Source organism: Isoptericola halotolerans (genome assembly GCF_045689585.1).
In the GTDB taxonomy this organism is placed as follows: domain Bacteria; phylum Actinomycetota; class Actinomycetes; order Actinomycetales; family Cellulomonadaceae; genus Isoptericola; species Isoptericola halotolerans_B.
In genome coordinates this window covers 3058764-3077743 of the sequence record NZ_CP140108.1, presented here as the reverse complement: position 1 = coordinate 3077743, position 18980 = coordinate 3058764, and the positions used below count along the sequence as shown (strand labels likewise).

Below are 18980 nucleotides of genomic sequence, written 5' to 3'. Positions count from 1 at the left end.
CCGTCCGCGACCGGGATCGGCGGGAGATCTCATACCCACAACGCTCGGCGCTCAGGGGGTGAGCTGGACGGGCACGCCCGGGTTGCCCGAAGGCGGCTCCTTGGAGATCTCCGCGTAGGCGGCGGCCAGGACGGTGGGGTCGGGGCCCTCGAGGCGCACCGGCTTGGCGACGTCGTCCAGGACGACGAAGCGCAGCAGGTCGCCGCGGGCCTTCTTGTCGCGGCGCATCGCGGCGAGGAGCTGGTCCCAGCGGTCACCCCGGTACGTGGTGGGCAGCCCGACGGCCGTGAGGATCTCGCGGTGCCGGTCCACGACGGCGTCGTCCAGCTTGCCGCCGAGGCGCCCCAGCTCGGCGGCGAACACCATGCCGACGGCCACGGCGGCCCCGTGGCGCAGCTGGTAGCGCTCGACGAGCTCGATCGCGTGACCGAGGGTGTGTCCGTAGTTGAGGATCTCGCGCAGCCCCTGCTCGGTGAGGTCCTCCCCCACCACCCGGGCCTTGACCCGCACCGAGCGCTCGATCAGCTCGGTCAGCACGGCCCAGGTCTCCTCGGAGGCGTCGGCGCCGGCCCACTCGCGCAGGGCGTCGGCGTGCTCCGCGGCGAGCTCCAGGATGCGCTCGTCGGCGATGAAGCCGGTCTTGATCACCTCGGCGAGGCCGGCCACCAGGTCCCAGCGGTCCAGGGACTCCAGCGCGGCCAGGTCGCACAGCACGCCGGCCGGCGGGTGGAAGGCGCCCACGAGGTTCTTGCCCTCGGCGGTGTTGATGCCCGTCTTGCCGCCGACGGCGGCGTCGACCATCGCCAGCAGCGTGGTCGGCACGTGCACGACCTTGATGCCCCGCAGCCACGTGGCGGCCACGAACCCGGCCAGGTCGGTCGTCGCGCCACCGCCGACCGACACGATCGCGTCGGAGCGGGTGAAGTCGGCCTGGCCCATCACCTGCCAGCAGAACGCGGCGACCTGGGCCGTCTTCTGCTCCTCGGCGTCGGGCAGCTCCGCGGCGAACGCCTCGTAGCCCTGCGCGACCAGGTCCTCGCGGACCGCGTCGCCCGTGGCCTCCAGGGACGCCGGGTGCATGACCAGCACCCGACGCACCTCCGGCCCCAGCAGCGCGGGCAGCTCCCCGAGCAGGTGCCGTCCGACGACCACCTCGTAGGGCTGGTCACCGTTCACCGTCACCCGGACCGTCATGCCTGTACCTCCTGGTGGATCTGGTCGGCCGTCTCGTGCGCCGTGCGCCCGTCGGAGAGCACGTGCACCGTGGCCAGGCGTTCGTACGTGGGCCGGCGCGCCTCCATGAGCTCGGCCCAGCGCGCCCGAGGGTTACCGACGAGCAGCGGGCGGGCCTGGTTGAAGCCGACCCGGGGGGCCGCATGGGCGAGCGAGACGTCCAGGAAGACGACGACGCCGCCGCCCGCCGCGTAGCCCTCCAGCGCGCTCTGCGTGTGGGAGTCCATCACCGCGCCGCCGCCGAGGGCGAGCACGCCCGCGTGCGTGGCCAGCGCCGTCGTGACGGCCTCGCGCTCCAGCGCACGGAAGTGGGGCTCGCCGTCCTCGACGAAGATGTCCGCGACGGACTTGCCCGCCGCGTCCTCGACGTCGGTGTCGGTGTCCCGGAAGTCCGTGGCCATCCGCCGCGCGAGGATCGTGCCGACCGTCGTCTTGCCGCTGCCGGGCGGGCCGATCAGCACCAGCAGCGGCTGCGCCTCGGTCATCGCAGCAGCTCCGGGATGGCGGCGAGGTAGGCCTCGGCGTTGCGGCGGACCTCGGCCACCGAGTCGCCGCCGAACTTCTCCAGCACGGCCTGGGCCAGCTCGAGCGCCACCATCGCCTCGGCGACGACGGCGGCCGGCGGCACGGCGCACACGTCCGAGCGCTGGTGGTGGGCCGTCACGGCCTCGCCGGTCGCGACGTCGACGGTGGCCAGGGCGCGCGGCACCGTGGAGATCGGCTTCATGGCCGCCGAGACGCGCACCACCTCGCCGTTGGACATGCCGCCCTCGATGCCGCCCGCCCGGTTCGAGCGGCGCCGGATCCGGCCGTCGCCGTCGCGCTCGATCTCGTCGTGCGCGGCCGAGCCGCGGCGCTGCGCGGTGCGGAAACCGTCGCCGACGGCGACGCCCTTGATGGCCTGGATGCCCATGAGCGTGGCGGCCAGGCGCGCGTCGAGACGGCGGTCGGAGTGGGCGTAGGTGCCGAGTCCGGTCGGGACGCCGTAGGCGAGCACCTCGACCACACCGCCCAGGGTGTCGCCGTCCTTGCGGCACGCGTCGATCTCGGCCACCATCGCCTCGCTCGTGGCGGAGTCGAAGCAGCGCACCGGGTCGGCGTCCAGCGCCGCGACGTCGTCCGGCGTGGGCAGGTCCGCGTCCTCGGGGACCTCGACGGGGCCGATGGACGTCACGTGGCTGACGAGGCGGACGCCGAGCGCCTGCTCGAGGAACTTCGCCGCGGCCACACCGAGCGCTACCCGGGTGGCCGTCTCGCGCGCGCTCGCACGCTCGAGGACCGGGCGCGCGTCGTCGAACCCGTACTTGCGCATGCCCACCAGGTCCGCGTGGCCGGGTCGCGGCCGGGTCAGGGGCCGGTTCCGTGCGATCTCGCGCTCGTCGCCGGTGCCGGCGTCGACCTTGAGCGCCTCGGGCGGCACCGGGTCCGCGGACATCACGTCGAGCCACTTGGGCCACTCGGTGTTGCCGACCTCGATGGCGAGCGGACCGCCCTGCGTGACGCCGTGGCGCAACCCGCCCAGGACCCGCACGGCGTCCTTCTCGAACTTCATCCGCGCACCACGGCCGTAGCCGAGGCGACGGCGGGCCAGGGCGTCCTGGATGTCGGAGGTGACGAGCTCCACCCCCGCGGGCAGACCCTCCATCACCCCGACGAGGGCCTGACCGTGCGACTCTCCCGAGGTCAACCAGCGCAGCATGGTCGCGATTCTTTCACGCCCGTCCCGGCCCGCGGGACGGGCGGCCGGATTCCGGACGCCCCGTGCTCAGTCGGCCTCGGCGGCCAGGACGTCCTGCAGGGCGGCGTCCATGGCCGCCACGGGCCCGGGACGACCCGTCATGAGGCGCACCTGTTCCACGGCCTGGTGCAGCAGCATGCGCTCGCCGCCGACGACGGTCCCGCCGTTCGCCGACCACGCCTGGGCCAGGGCGGTCGGCCGCGGGTCGTAGACGACGTCGAGCAGCACGCCGCCCGGCCGCACGCCCTTATCCTGCAGGGCGTGCGCCACCGGGTCGGCGGCGTGCGCCGGCATGGTGGACACGACCACGTCGGCCCGGGCGAGCGCCGCCGACGCGGCGACGGGCTCGAGCGCCTCGAAGCGCGGGGTGACGCCCATGCGCGCGGCGGCCTCCTGCAGCCCGGCGGTGCGCGCCATGCTGCGCACGAGCACGAGCGGGCTCGTGCAGCCCAGCTCGCCGAGCGCGGCGAGCGTCGACGCCGCCGTCGCTCCCCCGCCGAGCACGACGGCGTCACGAACCGGCACCTGGCGGGTGCCGTGCCGCTCGGCGAGGCCCTCCCGGACGGCTTCGACCAGGCCGTGCACGTCGGTGTTGGTCCCTGTCAGCGTGACGCCGCACTGCGACGGGGCGACCAGCACGGTGTTCACGGCGCCGACGGCCCGGGCCAGCGGGTCGACATGGTCCACGCGCTCCATCACGGCGTGCTTGAGCGGCATGGTGACGCTCAGCCCGGCCCAGCCGAGATCCAGACCGCGCACGAGCTCGCCCAGACGGTCGACCGTGGTGTCGACGGCCGAGTACTCCCAGCCCTCCAGGCCCAGCGCGTCGTAGGCGGCGGTGTGCAGCACCGGGGACAGCGAGTGGCCCACGGGATGACCGACGACGGCCGCACGGCGGATCCCCGACATCAGTAGCCGTTCTCCGCGGCCCACTCCTGGTACTCGGCGCGGAACTCCAGGAACTCGTTGTAGTTGTCGGTGAACTTGGTCTCGCCCGTGTCCAGGTCGACCGTCACGTACCACCGCCAGCTGCCCTCCGGCGGGTCGACGACCGCCTCGACGGACGCCGCACCGGGGTTGGCGATGGGTGTGGGGGGCAGGCCGGTGTGCACCCGGAGGTTGTACGGGTCGGACTCGTCGGCGAACTCGGACTTGGTGATCTCGTGCGCCGGCTTGCCGAGCCCGTAGGCGTTGCTGGCGTCGAGGTACAGCGCCTCACCGATCTCGAGCCGGTTCTCGATGACGCGGGCGACCTCTCCGCGGAAGCCCTCCGGGGCCTCCTTCTCCACCAGCGAGGCCTTGGTCAGCACGTCCTGGCGGTCGCCGCTGTCCACCCCGAGAGAGTCGAGCTCGGCCTTGGTCTGGTCCACCATCGTGGCCAGCAGGTCGACGGCGGTGTCGTCGGGCTGCACGTTGTAGGTCTTGGGGAACAGCCACCCCTCGGGGCTGTCCCCCGCCGCCTTGGGCAGACCGATGGCCTTCGGGTCGCCCAGCGCCTCCTCGAGCTCCTCGCGCGAGAACTCCGTGACGGACGCGACGCGGTCGACCACCTGCTCGACGGTGTAGCCCTCGGGGATCGTGACCTCGGTCTCGACCTTCTCGTTGGTCAGCAGCGCCTCGACCGCGCCCGCCGCGCTCATCTGCGTGTACAGCTCGTACGTGCCCGGCTGGATGCTCGAGGCCGCGGGCGAGCTCTCGAACGCCTCGGTGAAGGCGCCCGTGCTGGCGACCACGTCGGCCTCCGCCAGGACGGTCCCCATCATCGAGCCGGTGGCTCCCTCGGGGATGATGACCTGGACCGGGTCCACGCCGGGCCCCTCGTAGTCCTCCGGCGCCCCGCCGAGCCCCATCGTCAGGTCGAGCCCGCCGAGCGAGCCGCTGATGCGGTCCCAGAAGAAGTACCCACCGGCACCGAGCAGCGCGAGCACGAGCACCAGCACGGTGGCCGTGCGCTGCTGACGGCGACGGCGACGCTTGCGCGCGGCCCGCTTGCTCGCCGCGGAGCGGCCCCGCGACGGGAGGGCCGCGGGCCGTTCTGCCGTCGATGGCTCGAAGAGGTCCGTCACGCCGGAATCATCCTTCGGTCGTTCGTCCAGTGGTCATCAGTACCTCACGGCTCGACGTGCTCGCCGGCCCGACCGGCCGTCGCCCGCTCCACGTCGAGTGCGTGTTGCAGAATGATAACGGCTGCCGCCTGATCGATCACTGGTCTATGCTTGGCAGTTTTCTTACCTGCCGCACGCAGGTGGGCGTGAGCCGTCACCGTGGTCATTCTCTCATCGACCAGGTGCACCGGGACAGGGGCGATCTCGCGGGCGAGTCGCACCGCGAACCCCCGGGCGTCCGCGGTCGCCGCACCCTCGTGGCCCGACAGGTGGCGCGGCAGCCCCACGTAGACCACCGCCGCGAACCTCTCGGTCGCCTCGGCGGCGATGCGCGCGACGTCGGCGGTGACGGTCTGACCGCCCTCCGCCGACGTCGGCACCTTGAGGACCCGAGGGACCGTCTCCACGGGAGAGGCGATCAACCCGTCCGGGTCGGAGGCTGCCAGACCGATCCGGGCCTTGCCGACGTCGACACCGAGCCGGGCACCGCGCGGCAGGTCAGGCACCGACGGTCTCGCGCACGCCCGCCGACACACCCTCGAGCGCCTGCGGCACCGCCGTGGCGTCCGAGCCGCCACCCTGGGCGAGATCCGGCTTGCCGCCTCCGCCACCGCCGAGGACCTTGGCCGCGGACTTGACGAAGTCCCCGGCGCGCAGCCCGGCGTCGCGGGCGCCCGCGTTGGTCGCGACCACCACGAGCGGACGGTCGTTCGCGACCCCGGCCACGGCGACCACCGCGGGGGCGGCGTCACCGAGCCGACCGCGCACGTCGAGCGCGAGCGCCCGCAGGTCGTCCGCCGAGCCGACCGTGCCCGCGTCGTGCGCGACCACGCGGACGTCGCCCACGTGCGGCGCACCGGAGGCCAGCGAACCGGCCACCGCCAGGAGCTGGCCCTGCCGCAGGCCGGCCAGCTCCTTCTCGGTCTCCTTCAGGCGCGCCACGAGCGACCCGACTCGCTCCGTGAGCTCGTCGGGGCGCGCGTTGAGCATGCCCGTCAGCTGGCCGACCAGGGCGTGCTCCTTGGCGTGGAAGCCGTATGCCCCGTCCCCCACGAGGGCGTCGACGCGACGCACGCCCGAGCCGATGGACGACTCACCGAGCAGCGCCACCCGCCCGAGCTCGCCGGTGGCACGCACGTGGGTACCGCCGCACAGCTCGCGCGACCAGTCGCCGCCGATGGACACGACGCGCACGTTGTCGCCGTACTTCTCGCCGAACAACGCCATCGCGCCCAGCTCGCGCGCCGCCGAGAGCGACATCGTCGCGTCGGTGACCTCGAGGTTCTCCGTGAGCCGGGAGTTGACCCGCTCCTCGATCTCGGACAGCGCCGAGGACGGCACCGCCGAGGGCGAACGGAAGTCGAACCGGATGCGGCTCGGGGCGTTCTCCGAGCCGGCCTGGGTCCGGTCCGGGCCGACGAGCTCGTGCAACGCCTTGTGGATCATGTGCGTGGCCGAGTGCGCGCGGCTGATCGCCACCCGACGACCCGCGTCGATCGTGGCCGTGCCCGGGTCACCGACGGTCACGGTGCCCTCCACGAGCCGCCCCCGGTGCACGGACAGGCCTGCGACCGGGCGCTGGACGTCGTCGACCTCGACGATCGCTCCCGTGTCCAGCGCGATCGTGCCCTGGTCGGCGAGCTGGCCACCCGCCTCCGCATAGAACGGGGTGCGGTCCAGGACGATCTCGACGTCCGCCGGGGCGGTCGCCGTCGGCGCCGGGACGCCGTCGACCAGCAGACCCTCGACGTGCACCGCGGCCTGGGTGTCCGTGTACCCGAGGAACGCCACCGGGGAGCTGAGGTCCTTCTGCAGCGACTCGTAGGCGCGCAGGTCGGCGTGGCCGGTCTTCTTCGCCAGGGCGTCGGCGCGCGCTCGCTGCTTCTGCTCCGTCATCAGGGAGCGGAACGCCTTCTCGTCGACCTGGACGCCCTGCTCGGCCGCCATCTCGAGCGTCAGGTCGATCGGGAACCCGTAGGTGTCGTGCAGCCGGAACGCCTCGTCGCCGCCGAGGACCGCCGCACCGCCGTCGGCCTGCTTCTTCGCGCGAGAGACCGCGGTGTCCAGGATCGTGGTGCCCGAGGTCAGGGTGCGCCGGAACGCCTCCTCCTCGCCATAGGCGACCTGGCTGATCCGGGCGAACTCGGTCTCCAGCTCCGGGTAGGAGGCCTTCATCGCGTCCTTCGACACCGGCAGCAGCGCGGGGAGCGCCTCGTCCTCGACACCGAGCAGGCGCACCGAGCGCACCGCACGGCGGATCAGTCGCCGCAGCACGTAGCCGCGCCCCTCGTTCGACGGGCTCACGCCGTCCCCGATGACCATGAGCGCCGAGCGCACGTGGTCGGCGACGACGCGCATCCGGACGTCGTCCTCGCCGTCCGCGCCGTACCGCTTGCCGGACATCTCCTCGACCGTCTCGATGACGGGGTAGACCTCGTCGATCTCGTAGAGGTTCTCCTTGCCCTGCAGCAGGTAGGCGATGCGCTCCAGGCCGGCGCCGGTGTCGATGCTCTTGTGCTCGAGCTCACCGAGCAACGGGTAGTCCTTGCCCTGCCCCTCGCCGCGGACGAACTGGTCGAACACGAGGTTCCAGATCTCCAGGTACCGGTCACCGCCGGGGTCCACGATGCCGCCCTCGGCCTCGGGGCCGTAGGCCGGGCCACGGTCGTAGTGCCACTCGGCACAGGGTCCCGCCGGGCCGGGCTGGCCGGTGTCCCAGAAGTTCTCCTCGCGGGGCAGGCGCACGATGTGCCGCGGGTCGAGCCCGACACCCTGGGTCAGGGCGTCGTAGGCCTCGTCGTCCTTCTCCCAGATCGTGACCCACAGCCGGTCGCCGTCGAGGCCGTAGCCGCCCGATGCCTGGTCGGAGGTCAGCAGGTCCCAGGCGAAGTCGACGGCCTCGCGCTTGAAGTAGTCGCCGAACGAGAAGTTGCCGTTCATCTGGAAGAACGTGCCGTGCCGGGTCGTGCGGCCCACGTTCTCGATGTCGTTGGTGCGGATGCACTTCTGCACGCTCGCGGCGCGCGGCCACGGTGCCTTCTCGGTGCCCAGGATGTACGGGATGAAGGGCACCATGCCGGCGATCGTGAACAGGATCGTCGGATCCGGCGAGACCAGGGGGACGCTCGGCACGATCGTGTGCCCCTTGGACTCGAAGTAGTCGAGCCAACGCTTGCGGATCTCGGCGGTACGCATGATGTCCTTCGTGAAGTGGTCGAATGTGCCCGACGACGGTCAGGCGGCCCTGCCCAGGATTATCCCCCGGTGCGGGCGCGGCTCAGAACGAATACCCGAGCTCGTCCTCGTCGGCCTCGATCTGGGCCTCCGGGTCGGGAGCCTCGCCCCCGCGCGCGGCATGGCGTCCGTGGGACGTCCCGCGGGCGGCCCGGACGTCGTCCGGGTGCGGCTGGCCCTCGGCCAGCAGCGCCGCGACCAGCTCGGCCTCGCGCGCGTCCCGGGCGGCGGCGAACTCGGCGCGGAACGAGCCCAGGAACGTGCCGGTCCGGCGTGACGCCGTCCGACCGATCTCCGCGGCGCGGTCGGCGACCGCCTCCGGGGTGTAGTGCGCCACGACGCGCCGGCCCTGGCGGATCACGACGACCGTGACGGTGACCCCGACCCCGACCCAGAACAGGCGACGAATCACCGGGCGTCACCACCGTCGTCGGAGGCCTGCCGGCGCCAGGCGGTGCCGAACGCCTGGCGCACCCCGTAGGAGAACGCCGCGACCTTGACCAGCGGGCGGCCCAGCGTGGAGGCGTACAGCCCGGTGAGCGCGGACACGTTCTCGCTGACCTGTGCCGCGGACGTCGTGATCGTGTCGACCTTGACGAGCTGGTCGTTGGTGGACGCCACCGTGGTGGCCGCCTCGTCCAGGATCGGCACCGAGTGCTCGGTGAGCTCGCGGATGGAACGCGTCGTCTCGTCGAAGGCCCGGCCGAGCTTGACCAGCGGAACGGCCAGGAATCCGACGAGCAGCACGAACGCGAAGGCGGCGACCAGGCCCGCCACGTCCCCAACGGACATCTGTCATCTCCTCGATCGGGTGCTCGGCCACCTTATACGCCGGACGCCCCGCTCCCTGGCGGGGGCGGGGCGTCCGGCGTGCCATGGTGCAGCGGGATCAGCGAGCGTAGTACTCGACGACCAGCTGGACCTCGCAGGTGACGGGGACCTCGGCGCGCTTCGGGGCGCGCGTCAGCGTGGCCGACAGCTTCTCCAGGCTGACGTCCAGGTAGCCCGGGAGCTCCGGCAGGACGTCACGGTGGGCGCCGGCGGCAGCGACCTGGAACGGCGTCGTGGCCTGCGACTTGGCCTTGACCTGGAGGGTCTGGCCGGGCTTCACGCGGAACGACGGGCGGTCCACGATCTTGCCGTCCACGAGGATGTGGCGATGCGTGACGGCCTGGCGCGCCTGCAGGATCGTGCGGGCGAAACCGCTGCGCAGGACGAGGGCGTCCAGGCGGGTCTCGAGGTCCTCGACCATGACCTCACCGGTCAGACCGGGGTGCTTGCGGGCGACCTCGTAGACCTTGAGGAGCTGCTTCTCGCGCAGCGCGTACTGGGCGCGCAGACGCTGCTTCTCGCGCAGACGCACCGCGTAGTCGGACTCGGTGCGGCGGCGGGCGCGGCCGTGCTCGCCCGGGGGGTACGGCCGCTTCTCGAAGTGCTTGACGGCCTTCGGCGTCAGCGGGATGCCGAGCTTGCGGCTCAGGCGCACCTGGCGGCGCGACTTGGTGACTGCAGTCACAGTTGCTTCCTGTCCTGTCGTGGGATGGTGAGGTCACACCCGAGGCACACCGACCACGAGGGCCGGAGGTGTCGGGTGCGGGACCAGCCGACGGAACCCTCCGCGATCGAGCTGACGGATTGTTCCCGGGGCCGAGGTCCCAGGCGGTCGCCGCGAGGGCAACCGAACCATCCTAACGCATCCCGCGTCCTACCGGTCGCCCCCGCGCAGGATCGCCCGGACCCGCTCGAGCCGCTCGGCGACCTGCCGCTCGTACCCCCGGTCCGACGGCTCGTAGTAGCGGCGCCCGACCAGCTCGTCCGGGAGGTACTGCTGGGCCGCCACGCCGTGCGGCTGGTCGTGGGAGTACACGTACCCCTTGCCGTGCCCCACCTGCTCGGCACCCGCGTAGTGCGCGTCGCGCAGGTGCGCGGGCACGACGCCGGCCCGGCCGGCCCGGACGTCCTCCAGCGCAGCACCGATCCCGGCGTAGGCGCGGTTCGACTTCGGCGCCGAGGCGAGGTGCACCACCGCCTCGGCCAGCACGATCCGCCCCTCCGGCATCCCGATGAGCTGGACCGCCTGCGCCGCCGCCACGGCCGTCTGCAGGGCGGACGGGTCGGCCATGCCGACGTCCTCCGCCGCGGAGATGACCAGCCGCCGGGCGATGAACCGGGGGTCCTCCCCCGCCGCGATCATCCGGGCCAGGTAGTGCAGCGACGCGTCGACGTCGGAGCCGCGGATCGACTTGATGAACGCGGAGATCACGTCGTAGTGCTGGTCGCCGTCCCGGTCGTAGCGCACGGCGGCGACGTCGACCGCCCGTTCCACGGCCTCCAGGTCCACGGTGACCGGCGCCCCAGCCGCGCCACCCTGGCCCGCACCGTCGTCCCGCGCGTCGCTGAGCACCGCCCCGGCTGCCGCCTCCAGGACCGTCAGCGCCTTGCGGGCGTCCCCGCCGGCCATGCGCACCAGCTGGTCCTCGGCGTCGCCGGCCAGCACGACGGCGTCGCCGAGCCCTCGCTCGTCGGCGACGGCGCGGCGCACGAGGGCGCGGACGTCGTCGGCCGTCAGCGGCTTGAGGGTCAGCAGGAGCGAACGGCTCAGCAGCGGCGAGTTGACCGAGAACGACGGGTTCTCGGTCGTCGCGGCCACGAGCGTCACCCAGCGGTTCTCGACGCTGGGCAGCAGGGCGTCCTGCTGGGTCTTGGAGAAGCGGTGCACCTCGTCGATGAACAGCACCGTCTCCTCGCCGCCGGTGGCGAGCCGGCGGCGCGCGTCCTCGATCACCTGACGGACGTCCTTGACACCCGCCGTCACGGCGGACAGCTCCACGAACCGCCGGCCGGAGCTCGTGGCCACGAGGTAGGCCAGGGTGGTCTTGCCCACGCCGGGCGGGCCCCAGAGGATCACGGACCCCGGGGCCGCCCGGTGCGCCGAGTCGTCGGACGGACCCACGAGCCGCCGCAACGGCGAGCCCGGCACGAGCAGGTGCGCCTGGCCCGCGACCTCGTCGAGAATCGCCGGCCGCATGCGCACGGCCAGCGGCGCCCCGGGGCCGCCCGGGCGGTCCGTCACCGGGGTGCCGTGGGCGCCGGTCGTCGTGGAGTCGAACAGGTCCATGGGAGCAGCCTACGGAGCCGCGCCGACACCTCTGCCGGCGCGGTCCCCGAGCCGTCGTGCCCGGCGTCAGCCGTCCTGGTCGGCCTTCTCCGCGACCGCGTCGACGCCGGCCTCCTTGCGCTGGTCCGCGGAGATCGGTGCCGGAGCCTGCGTCAGCGGGTCGTACCCGCCGCCCGACTTCGGGAACGCGATGACGTCGCGGATCGACGGCGAGCCCGTGAGCAACGCCACGATGCGGTCCCACCCGAAGGCGATGCCGCCGTGCGGGGGCGCGCCGAACTTGAACGCGTCCAGGAGGAACCCGAACTTCTCCTGCGCCTCGGCGGGGCCGATGCCCATGACGTCGAAGACCCGCTCCTGGACGTCGCGCTGGTGGATACGGATCGACCCGCCGCCGATCTCGTTGCCGTTGCAGACGATGTCGTAGGCGTAGGCGAGCGCCTCGCCCGGGTCGGACTCGAAGCGGTCCAGCCACTCCGGCTTCGGCGAGGTGAACGCGTGGTGCACCGCCGTCCAGGCGGAGTTGCCGAGCGCCACGTCGCCCTCCTCGGCGGCGTCCCCGGTCGGCTTGAACAACGGTGCGTCCACGACCCACACGAACGACCACGCACCGTCCTGGACGGCCTTCTCGATCTGGCCCGTGCGGTGGGCGATCTCCACCCGCGCGGCGCCGAGCAGGGCGCGGGACTCCGCCGTCCTGCCGGCGGCGAAGAAGACCGCGTCGCCAGGGCGCGCGCCGGTCGCGTCGGCCAGCCCCGCCCGCTCGGCGTCCGACAGGTTCTTGGCGACCGGGCCGCCCAGCGTGCCGTCCTCGGCGAACGTCACGTAGGCGAGGCCGCGAGCGCCGCGCTGCTTGGCCCAGTCCTGCCAGGCGTCGAACTGGCGGCGGGGCTGCGAGGCGCCCCCGGGCATGACGACGGCGCCCACGTACTCGTTCTGGAAGACGCGGAACGGCGTCTCGGCGAAGTACTCGGTGAGCTCGACCAGCGGGTTGGCGAACCGCAGGTCCGGCTTGTCGGTGCCGTACAGACGCATCGACTCGGCGTAGGTGATGCGCTCGATCGGCGTCGGGACCTCGACGTCGACGAGCCGCCACAGCGCCACGAGGATCTCCTCGGTCAGCGCGATGACGTCGTCCTGGTCGACGAAGCTCATCTCGACGTCGAGCTGGGTGAACTCGGGCTGGCGGTCGGCGCGGAAGTCCTCGTCGCGGTAGCAGCGCGCGATCTGGTAGTAGCGCTCGAGCCCGCCGACCATGAGGAGCTGCTTGAACAGCTGTGGCGACTGCGGCAGCGCGTACCAGGACCCGGGAGACAGGCGGGCCGGGACGAGGAAGTCCCGCGCGCCCTCGGGGGTGGAGCGGGTCAGCGTCGGGGTCTCGACCTCGACGAAGTCGTGCCCGTCCAGGACCCGGCGCGCGGCCTGGTTCACCTGGGAGCGCAGGCGCAGCGCGGCGGCGGGGCCGGGGCGGCGGATGTCGAGGTAGCGGTGCGCGAGGCGCGCCTCCTCGCCGATGACCTCGGTGTCCGCGAGCGCCGTCGAGACCTGGAACGGCAGCGGTGCGGACTCGTTGAGCACCACCACCTCGGCGGCGATGACCTCGATCTCGCCCGTGGCGAGGTTCTCGTTCGCGTTGCCCTCCGGACGGCGGGACACCTCGCCGGTGACCCGCAGCACGAACTCGGCGCGCAGCGGGTGCGCGACGGCCTCGTCACGGATGACGACCTGGGCGATGCCGGAGGCGTCACGCAGGTCGATGAAGGCCACTCCTCCGTGGTCCCGGCGGCGATCGACCCAGCCCGTGAGGGTGACGGTCTGGCCGATGTGCTCGGCCCGCAGTGAGCCGGCCGTGTGGGTGCGGAGCACGAAGTGGTCCTTTCGAACGGGGTGGTTGTCGGCCGCCGGCGCCTCGCGGCGGTCCGGCGTGGGCGTGCGCGACGCCCGTGCCATCCTACTGGGGCACCGCACCGCCACCGCGAGGAGATCACCATGGCCCGCCAGATCGCGACCAACACCACCGTGGCCCGCGACGAGCTCGTCGAGTTCCTGCGCTCGCGCCGCAACGGGGTGCTCGTGACCACCCGGCGCGACGGCCGGCCCCAGCTCAGCCCGGTCACCTACGGGATCGACGCCGCCGGCCGGATCGCGGTCTCCACGTACCCGGAGCGAGCCAAGGCCGTGAACCTGCGCCGGCGGCCGCAGGCCTCCTTCATGTCTCAGGGCGAGGACTTCGGTGACGCCTGGGTGCAGGTAGACGGCACCGCGGAGGTCCTCGACCTGCCCGACTCGGTCGAGCCGCTGGTGGAGTACTACCGTGCGGCGGCGGGTCAGGAGCACCCGGACTGGGACGAGTACCGGGCCGCGATGGTCGAGCAGGGCAAGTCCGTCGTGCGGATCACGATCGACCGGTGGGGCCCGATCGCGACCGGCGGCTTCCCGGCACGCCTGGTCGACGAGGGGTAGTCAGAAGAGCACCTGCTCGACGCCAGCGCCGGTGACCTCGAGCCCGGTGCCGTCACGAGGCATCCCCGCCACGGCGCCTCCCGTCGCGGTCTGGACCATCGCCCCCGCAGGATAGTCGCCCTCGTCGTGCGGACGGAGCTCTCCGTGCCGGCCGGTGGCACCGGACCCCGACCGGTGCCCGGACCGGCCGAACCCGCGCTCGTCGAGGAGGGGTCTCACCCGCTCCCACAGCCACTCGCGGTAGGCCTTCAAGGCGTAGGTGCCGCGCGTGAAGACGCGTTCGTACCCGGCCACGAGGTGCGGGTGGTCCTGCTGGAGCCACTGGAGGTACCACTCGCGCGTGCCGGGCTTGAGGTGGAGCGGGACGACGGTGACGCCGGTCGCCCCGGCGTCGGCGACGGCGTCGAGCAGGCGTCGCAGGTGGTCGGTGGAGTCCGTGAGCCAGGGCAGGACGGGCGCCACCATGACCCCGCACGGCAGACCGGCGTCGCGCACCGCCCGGACGAGGTCGAGCCGGGCCCGGGGCGTCGGCGTGCCCGGCTCGACCGCCTGCTGCAGCTCTTCGTCGACGAACGCCAACGAGACGCCGAGGCCCACCTCGACGCGCTCGGCCGCGGCGGTGATGAGCGCCAGGTCGCGTCGCAGGAGCGTGCCCTTGGTGAGGATCGAGAACGGCGTGCCCGAGTCCGCGAGCGCCGTGATGATGCCCGGCATCAAGCGGTAGCGCCCCTCGGCACGCTGGTACGGGTCCGTGTTGGTCCCCAGAGCGACGGCCTCGCGCCGCCAGGACGGCCTCGCCAGCTCGGCGCGCAGCACGTCGTCGACGTTCGTCTTGACCACGACCTCGGAGTCGAAGTCCTTGCCGGCGTCCAGGTCGAGGTACTCGTGCGTCGGGCGGGCGAAGCAGTTGTGGCTGATCACGCCGTCGGCGACGAAGTCGCCGGTGCCGGTCGTGATGTCGATCATCTCCTGCTCGAAGCCGAGGTTCTCGACACTGACCACCCGAAGGTCAGCCGAGGAGCTGACGGCGTCTCCGTGGATCGCGAGCTGCCGCGCGCCGGAAGCGACGTCCCGGGAGAGCCTCGGCATGCCCCGACCCAAGCCCATCAGGTGGTCGTCCGTCGCCAGGAACGGCCGCGGCGCCTCGCCGGGCTCATGCCGCGCGACGTGCTTCCACCCGCGACCTCGCGCGAGGAACCGGTGGTCTGCGCTGGCGACCAGCTCGGTCCCGTCGGCCAGCACGACGCGGTACGCCGGCCTGACCGTCGGCCATCGCGCGAGCACCTCCGTCGTGACGTAGCGCCGCTCCGTGCCGGCGACCTCGGTGCCCACGACCCGGTCGCCGACCACCACCTCACGGATCGGCTTCTGCCGACCATCGGCCAGGAGCACCCGCGTCTCCGGAGAGAGGCAGTAGCGGCAGGCATGGCTGCACCCCCGATACGGGTTGACCGTCCAGCCGAACGGCATGCGGGACGCCGCCGGCACCTTGGACAGGGCGCTCTTCGCCAGCACCTCGTGAAACGTGATCCCGGCGAACTCGGGGGTGCGCACGGTGCGCACCAGTCCCGCTCGAGCCAGGCCGGTCCGGTCGAGTCCGGGCAGTGCGCCGTCGTCGGCGGTGATCGATTGCGCATCCCATCTCACACACCTATTCGAACACGCGTTCGATCCCCGGTCAACGTCCTGTGGGCCGACGCCACGGCACCGACGGCGCACGGGGCCGCCGCGGAGGCCGGACCGTACGTCTTGAGATCACCGCGGAAGACCACCTCGCCGGGCACACGGAGCAGGGTCTGGGGCCGCACCTTCCACCGCGGCACCGCCAGGTCGCAGACACCCGCGCCCCGCAGGACGTGGTAGACGAACTCGGAGCACACGAACCGTGGGCTGCCCTCCGACCCTCGCCCGACCAGCCCGGACAGGTTGTACGAGTAGCGGTCCCGGTCGATCGCGAACTGCGCCACCTGCACGCGGATCGCCTCGTGCTGCTGCGGCGTCACGGGCACCCTCAGCACCACGCCGGGCAGCGTCGCCATGGCCCGGTAAAGCTCGTCGTCGATCCGCTCGCGCTTGAAGCAGCCGACGAACGGGTTGCCTGCCCGACGGCGCCCGAAACTGAACATGCGCTCGAGGCCCGGGTCGAGGGCGAGTGCCGCGTGGGTGACCTCGGCGCCCGTGACGAGCCGGATCGCCCGGGACAGGACGGTGGTGCTGCGCGACAGGACGACATAGACGTTCACGCCTCGGACGATATGCCAGCCGGGGGGCCATCGGGCCAGGTCAGGGCTGCTTTCAGGGGAGATCTCAGGGATGGTTCAGGGTCTGCGGCCGACGCCGTCCGGGCGACCACCGATCACTTTCGCCCGTCGGGACCGTCCACCCTCCCGAGGCCGGCACCCGGCACCGCGTACCCCAGGAGGCGCTCATGCTCACCGTCCGCCACGCGTTCAGCGGCTTCTCGGTCGACGACCTCGACGCCGCCGAGAGCTTCTACCGCGACACCCTCGCACTCACGGTCCGGCGCACCGCGATGGGCCTGGAGATCGACGCCACGGGCGGCTCGCCCGTGTTCGTCTACCCCAAGGGCGACGCCCACGAGCCCGCCTCGTTCACGATCCTCAACCTCGTCGTGCCCGACGTCGGCGCCGCGGTCGCCGAGCTCGTGGGGCGCGGTGTGGAGCCGCTGCGCTATCCGGACTTCCCGCACGACGAGGACGGCGTCGTCCGCAGCACGGACCCCGCTCAGGGCCCGACGATCGCCTGGTTCGCCGACCCTGCCGGCAACGTCCTGTCGCTCGTCGAGGAGTGAGCCGCCCGCTCAGCCCGCGGCGGGCACGACGCGCGGCCGCAGGTCGGCCGCGGGCGGCTCCCACGTCGCCGGGTCGGCGCCGGTCTGCTCGCCGGACCGGATGTCCTTGACCTGGTGCTCGTCGCCCGGGAACCACACGAAGGGGATCCCGCGGCGGTCCGCGAACCTGATCTGCTTGCCGAACTTCGCGGCCGACGGCGCCACGTCCGTCGGGATGCCCCGGGCGCGCAGCGCGGCGGCCACCTCGTCGGAGGCGGCCCGGGTGGCTTCGTCGGAGACGGCGACTAGCACGGCCGCCGGGACACCGCGGGTCGCGGTCACCAACCCGGCCGAGAGCAGGCGCGACACCAACCGCGAGACGCCGACCGACAGCCCCACCCCTGGGTAGGTGTTCTTGCCGTCGGAGGCGAGCGTGTCGTAGCGGCCGCCGGAGCAGATCGAGCCGAGCTCCTCGTGACCGACCAGCACCGTCTCGTAGACGGAACCCGTGTAGTAGTCGAGGCCGCGCGCGATCTTCAGGTCGGCGACCACCACACCGGGCGCCCGCTCCGACGCCGCCTCGATCAGGGTCGACAGCTCGCGCAGCCCTTCCTCCAGCAGCTCGGTGCGGGCACCGTGCCGGTCCGCGAGCGCGCGCACCCGTTCGACCACGTCGAGCTCGGTACCGCTGATCCCCGCCAGGTCGAGGCACGCACCGGCCTGCTGGGCGCCGGCGCCCTGCTCGGCCACGAGCAGCTCGGCGACCCGCTCGGGGCCGATCTTGTCCAGCTTGTCGATCTGTCGCAGCACGCCCTCGACGTCCTCGATCCCCAGCCCGCGGTAGAAGCCCTCGGCGACCTTGCGGTTGTTGACGAGCACGCGGACCTCGGGGACTCCGATGTCACGCAGCTCCCCGAGCGCCTCCGCCATGACCAGCGGCAGCTCGACCTCGAAGTGGTACGGCAGCTCACCGGCACCGACGACGTCGATGTCTGCCTGGGCGAACTCGCGGAAGCGGCCGTCCTGGGGACGCTCGCCCCGCCAGACCTTCTGGATCTGGTAGCGCTTGAACGGGAAGACGAGCCGGCCGGCGTTCTCCAGCACGTACCGGGCGAACGGGACCGTCAGGTCGAAGTGCAGCCCGAGCTGCTTCTCGCCGCGCCCGGGGTCGGCGGCCCCGTCCTCACCCTCGGCCTGGAGCCTGCTGAGCACGTAGACCTCCTTGGAGGTCTCCCCCTTGCGCAGCAGCTGGTCCAACGGCTCGACGGCCCGCGTCTCGATGCCGGCGAACCCGTGCAGCTCGAAGGTACGTCGCAGCACGTCCAGCACGTGCTGCTCCACGACGCGACCGTCGGGGAGCCATTCGGGGAATCCGGAGAGGGGCGTGATGCGAGCCATGCGCCCGATCTTCCCAGATCCGGGCCCGTGGTGCGGACGCGTCCGGCCCTCAGCCGCCGAGGAACGGGTTGGTCGCGAGCTCGTGACGCACCGTCGTCGTCGGCCCGTGGCCGGGCACGACGCCCAGCTCCGGGTCGAGTCCGGCGACGACGCCGCGCAGCGTGGCGAGCATGGCGTCGACGTCCGCCCCGGGCAGGTCGGTGCGCCCGACTCCGCCGGCGAACAGCACGTCGCCGCTCAGGGCGACGCCCGGTCGCGCGCCGCCGTCGACCACGAAGAGGGCCGACCCCTCCGTGTGGCCAGGGGCGTGCAGGGCCCGCAGGTGCACGTCCCCCGCCACGAGGTCCGCCGCGACCCCCTCGAACGTCTCGATCCGGGCCGGCGCCCGGTAGTCGCGCGGGGTCCGACCGAAGTCGCTCAGCGCCTGGGTCAACGCCTCACTCACCGCGGCCGCCGGTCCCGCTGCGCCGCCCGTGAACCCGATCGTGCCGAACGGGTCGGCGATCCGGTACGCGTCCGCCTCGTGCAGCCGCAGCGGCACGTCGTACGCCTCGCAGACCTCGGCGGCGTCCCACGTGTGGTCGACGTGCCCGTGGGTGGCCAGCACCGCCCGGGGGACGAGGCCGTGCTCATCCAGCAGGCGGACCACCCCGTCGGCCGTCCCGGCACCGGCGTCGACGACCACGCAGTCCCGGCGTCCGTCGGATCGCACCTCGTCGGCGACCACGACGCAACAGTTCGTCCCGAACACCGGGGCGACGACCACGCGAACGTCCATGGCGCTACCGTAGCGGCCCGGACCTGCCGACGGCCCCGCCGTGCCCTCCGGCGGCGGGCGCTCGGGCGGTTCGGCGGCGCCACGAGCCCTAGACTGTCGCACGCGCACGATTCCGTGCGAGG

18 protein-coding genes are annotated in these 18980 nt (G+C 72.8%); 2 read left to right on the top strand and 16 right to left on the bottom strand.

Going from position 1 to position 18980, the window contains the following annotated elements; genetic code table 11:
• Positions 1–51: 51 nt before the first annotated feature.
• The 12 genes from aroB to aspS all read right to left on the bottom strand — a co-directional run bounded on the left by aroB (position 52) and on the right by aspS (position 13294).
• On the bottom strand, positions 52–1194 hold the full coding sequence (gene aroB, locus UQW22_RS14385; protein ID WP_407317764.1) for a 3-dehydroquinate synthase: 1143 nt from the start codon (positions 1192–1194) through the stop codon (positions 52–54).
• Positions 1191–1718 (bottom strand): shikimate kinase, encoded by a 528-nt coding sequence (locus UQW22_RS14380; protein WP_407317763.1) that lies wholly within the window; start codon positions 1716–1718, stop codon positions 1191–1193. The genes aroB and UQW22_RS14380 overlap by 4 nt, the downstream gene beginning before the upstream one ends.
• On the bottom strand, positions 1715–2932 hold the full coding sequence (gene aroC / locus UQW22_RS14375) for a chorismate synthase (RefSeq protein WP_407317762.1): 1218 nt from the start codon (positions 2930–2932) through the stop codon (positions 1715–1717). The genes UQW22_RS14380 and aroC overlap by 4 nt, the downstream gene beginning before the upstream one ends.
• A 66-nt stretch (positions 2933–2998) precedes the next feature.
• Positions 2999–3880, bottom strand: coding sequence for a shikimate dehydrogenase (locus UQW22_RS14370; RefSeq protein ID WP_407317760.1), 882 nt, complete (start codon positions 3878–3880; stop codon positions 2999–3001).
• Positions 3880–5037 carry an endolytic transglycosylase MltG gene (mltG, locus tag UQW22_RS14365; protein ID WP_407317759.1) on the bottom strand — a complete coding sequence of 386 codons (1158 nt, stop codon included), beginning with the start codon at positions 5035–5037 and terminating at the stop codon, positions 3880–3882. Before mltG ends, UQW22_RS14370 begins: the two co-directional genes overlap by 1 nt.
• 44 nt (positions 5038–5081) lie before the next feature.
• Entirely contained in the window at positions 5082–5582 is a 501-nt protein-coding gene (gene ruvX / locus UQW22_RS14360; protein WP_407317758.1) for a Holliday junction resolvase RuvX, read from the bottom strand.
• Entirely contained in the window at positions 5575–8271 is a 2697-nt protein-coding gene (gene alaS / locus UQW22_RS14355; RefSeq protein ID WP_407317757.1) for an alanine--tRNA ligase, read from the bottom strand. Before alaS ends, ruvX begins: the two co-directional genes overlap by 8 nt.
• Before the next feature lie 82 nt (positions 8272–8353).
• Positions 8354–8722: a hypothetical protein gene (locus UQW22_RS14350; RefSeq protein WP_407317756.1), complete on the bottom strand. Its 369-nt coding sequence runs from the start codon at positions 8720–8722 to the stop codon at positions 8354–8356.
• Entirely contained in the window at positions 8719–9102 is a 384-nt protein-coding gene (locus UQW22_RS14345; RefSeq protein WP_407317755.1) for a DUF948 domain-containing protein, read from the bottom strand. The genes UQW22_RS14350 and UQW22_RS14345 overlap by 4 nt, the downstream gene beginning before the upstream one ends.
• A gap of 97 nt (positions 9103–9199) precedes the next feature.
• Positions 9200–9826, bottom strand: a complete 627-nt coding sequence (gene rpsD / locus UQW22_RS14340; protein ID WP_407317754.1) for a 30S ribosomal protein S4 — start codon at positions 9824–9826, stop codon at positions 9200–9202.
• A 189-nt stretch (positions 9827–10015) separates the two neighbouring features.
• Positions 10016–11428 (bottom strand): replication-associated recombination protein A, encoded by a 1413-nt coding sequence (locus UQW22_RS14335; protein ID WP_407317753.1) that lies wholly within the window; start codon positions 11426–11428, stop codon positions 10016–10018.
• Positions 11429–11494: 66 nt separating this feature from the next.
• Complete coding sequence (gene aspS / locus UQW22_RS14330; RefSeq protein WP_407317752.1) at positions 11495–13294, bottom strand: aspartate--tRNA ligase; 1800 nt, start codon at positions 13292–13294, stop codon at positions 11495–11497.
• Positions 13295–13417: 123 nt separating this feature from the next.
• Here aspS and UQW22_RS14325 point away from each other — a divergent pair, with 123 nt between their 5' ends.
• The gene (locus tag UQW22_RS14325) at positions 13418–13891 is read left to right on the top strand and encodes a PPOX class F420-dependent oxidoreductase (RefSeq protein WP_407317750.1); all 474 of its coding nucleotides are present in this window, start codon (positions 13418–13420) and stop codon (positions 13889–13891) included.
• Here the strand turns inward: UQW22_RS14325 and UQW22_RS14320 are convergent, their stop codons facing one another.
• Both UQW22_RS14320 and UQW22_RS14315 read right to left on the bottom strand, forming a co-directional pair.
• A complete protein-coding gene (locus tag UQW22_RS14320) occupies positions 13892–15538 on the bottom strand; it encodes an Rv2578c family radical SAM protein (RefSeq protein WP_407317749.1) in 1647 nt (548 codons plus the stop codon).
• Positions 15535–16134, bottom strand: coding sequence for a hypothetical protein (locus UQW22_RS14315; RefSeq protein ID WP_407317748.1), 600 nt, complete (start codon positions 16132–16134; stop codon positions 15535–15537). Before UQW22_RS14315 ends, UQW22_RS14320 begins: the two co-directional genes overlap by 4 nt.
• Before the next feature lie 185 nt (positions 16135–16319).
• On the opposite strand from UQW22_RS14315, the gene UQW22_RS14310 reads away from it, so the two are divergent.
• Positions 16320–16703, top strand: a complete 384-nt coding sequence (locus UQW22_RS14310) for a VOC family protein (protein ID WP_407317747.1) — start codon at positions 16320–16322, stop codon at positions 16701–16703.
• Positions 16704–16712: 9 nt separating this feature from the next.
• Here UQW22_RS14310 and hisS read toward each other — a convergent pair whose 3' ends face one another.
• Both hisS and UQW22_RS14300 read right to left on the bottom strand, forming a co-directional pair.
• Positions 16713–18080, bottom strand: coding sequence for a histidine--tRNA ligase (gene hisS / locus UQW22_RS14305; RefSeq protein WP_407317746.1), 1368 nt, complete (start codon positions 18078–18080; stop codon positions 16713–16715).
• Between the two features lie 49 nt (positions 18081–18129).
• A complete protein-coding gene (locus tag UQW22_RS14300; RefSeq protein WP_407317745.1) occupies positions 18130–18858 on the bottom strand; it encodes an MBL fold metallo-hydrolase in 729 nt (242 codons plus the stop codon).
• Between the last annotated feature and the right edge of the window lie 122 nt (positions 18859–18980).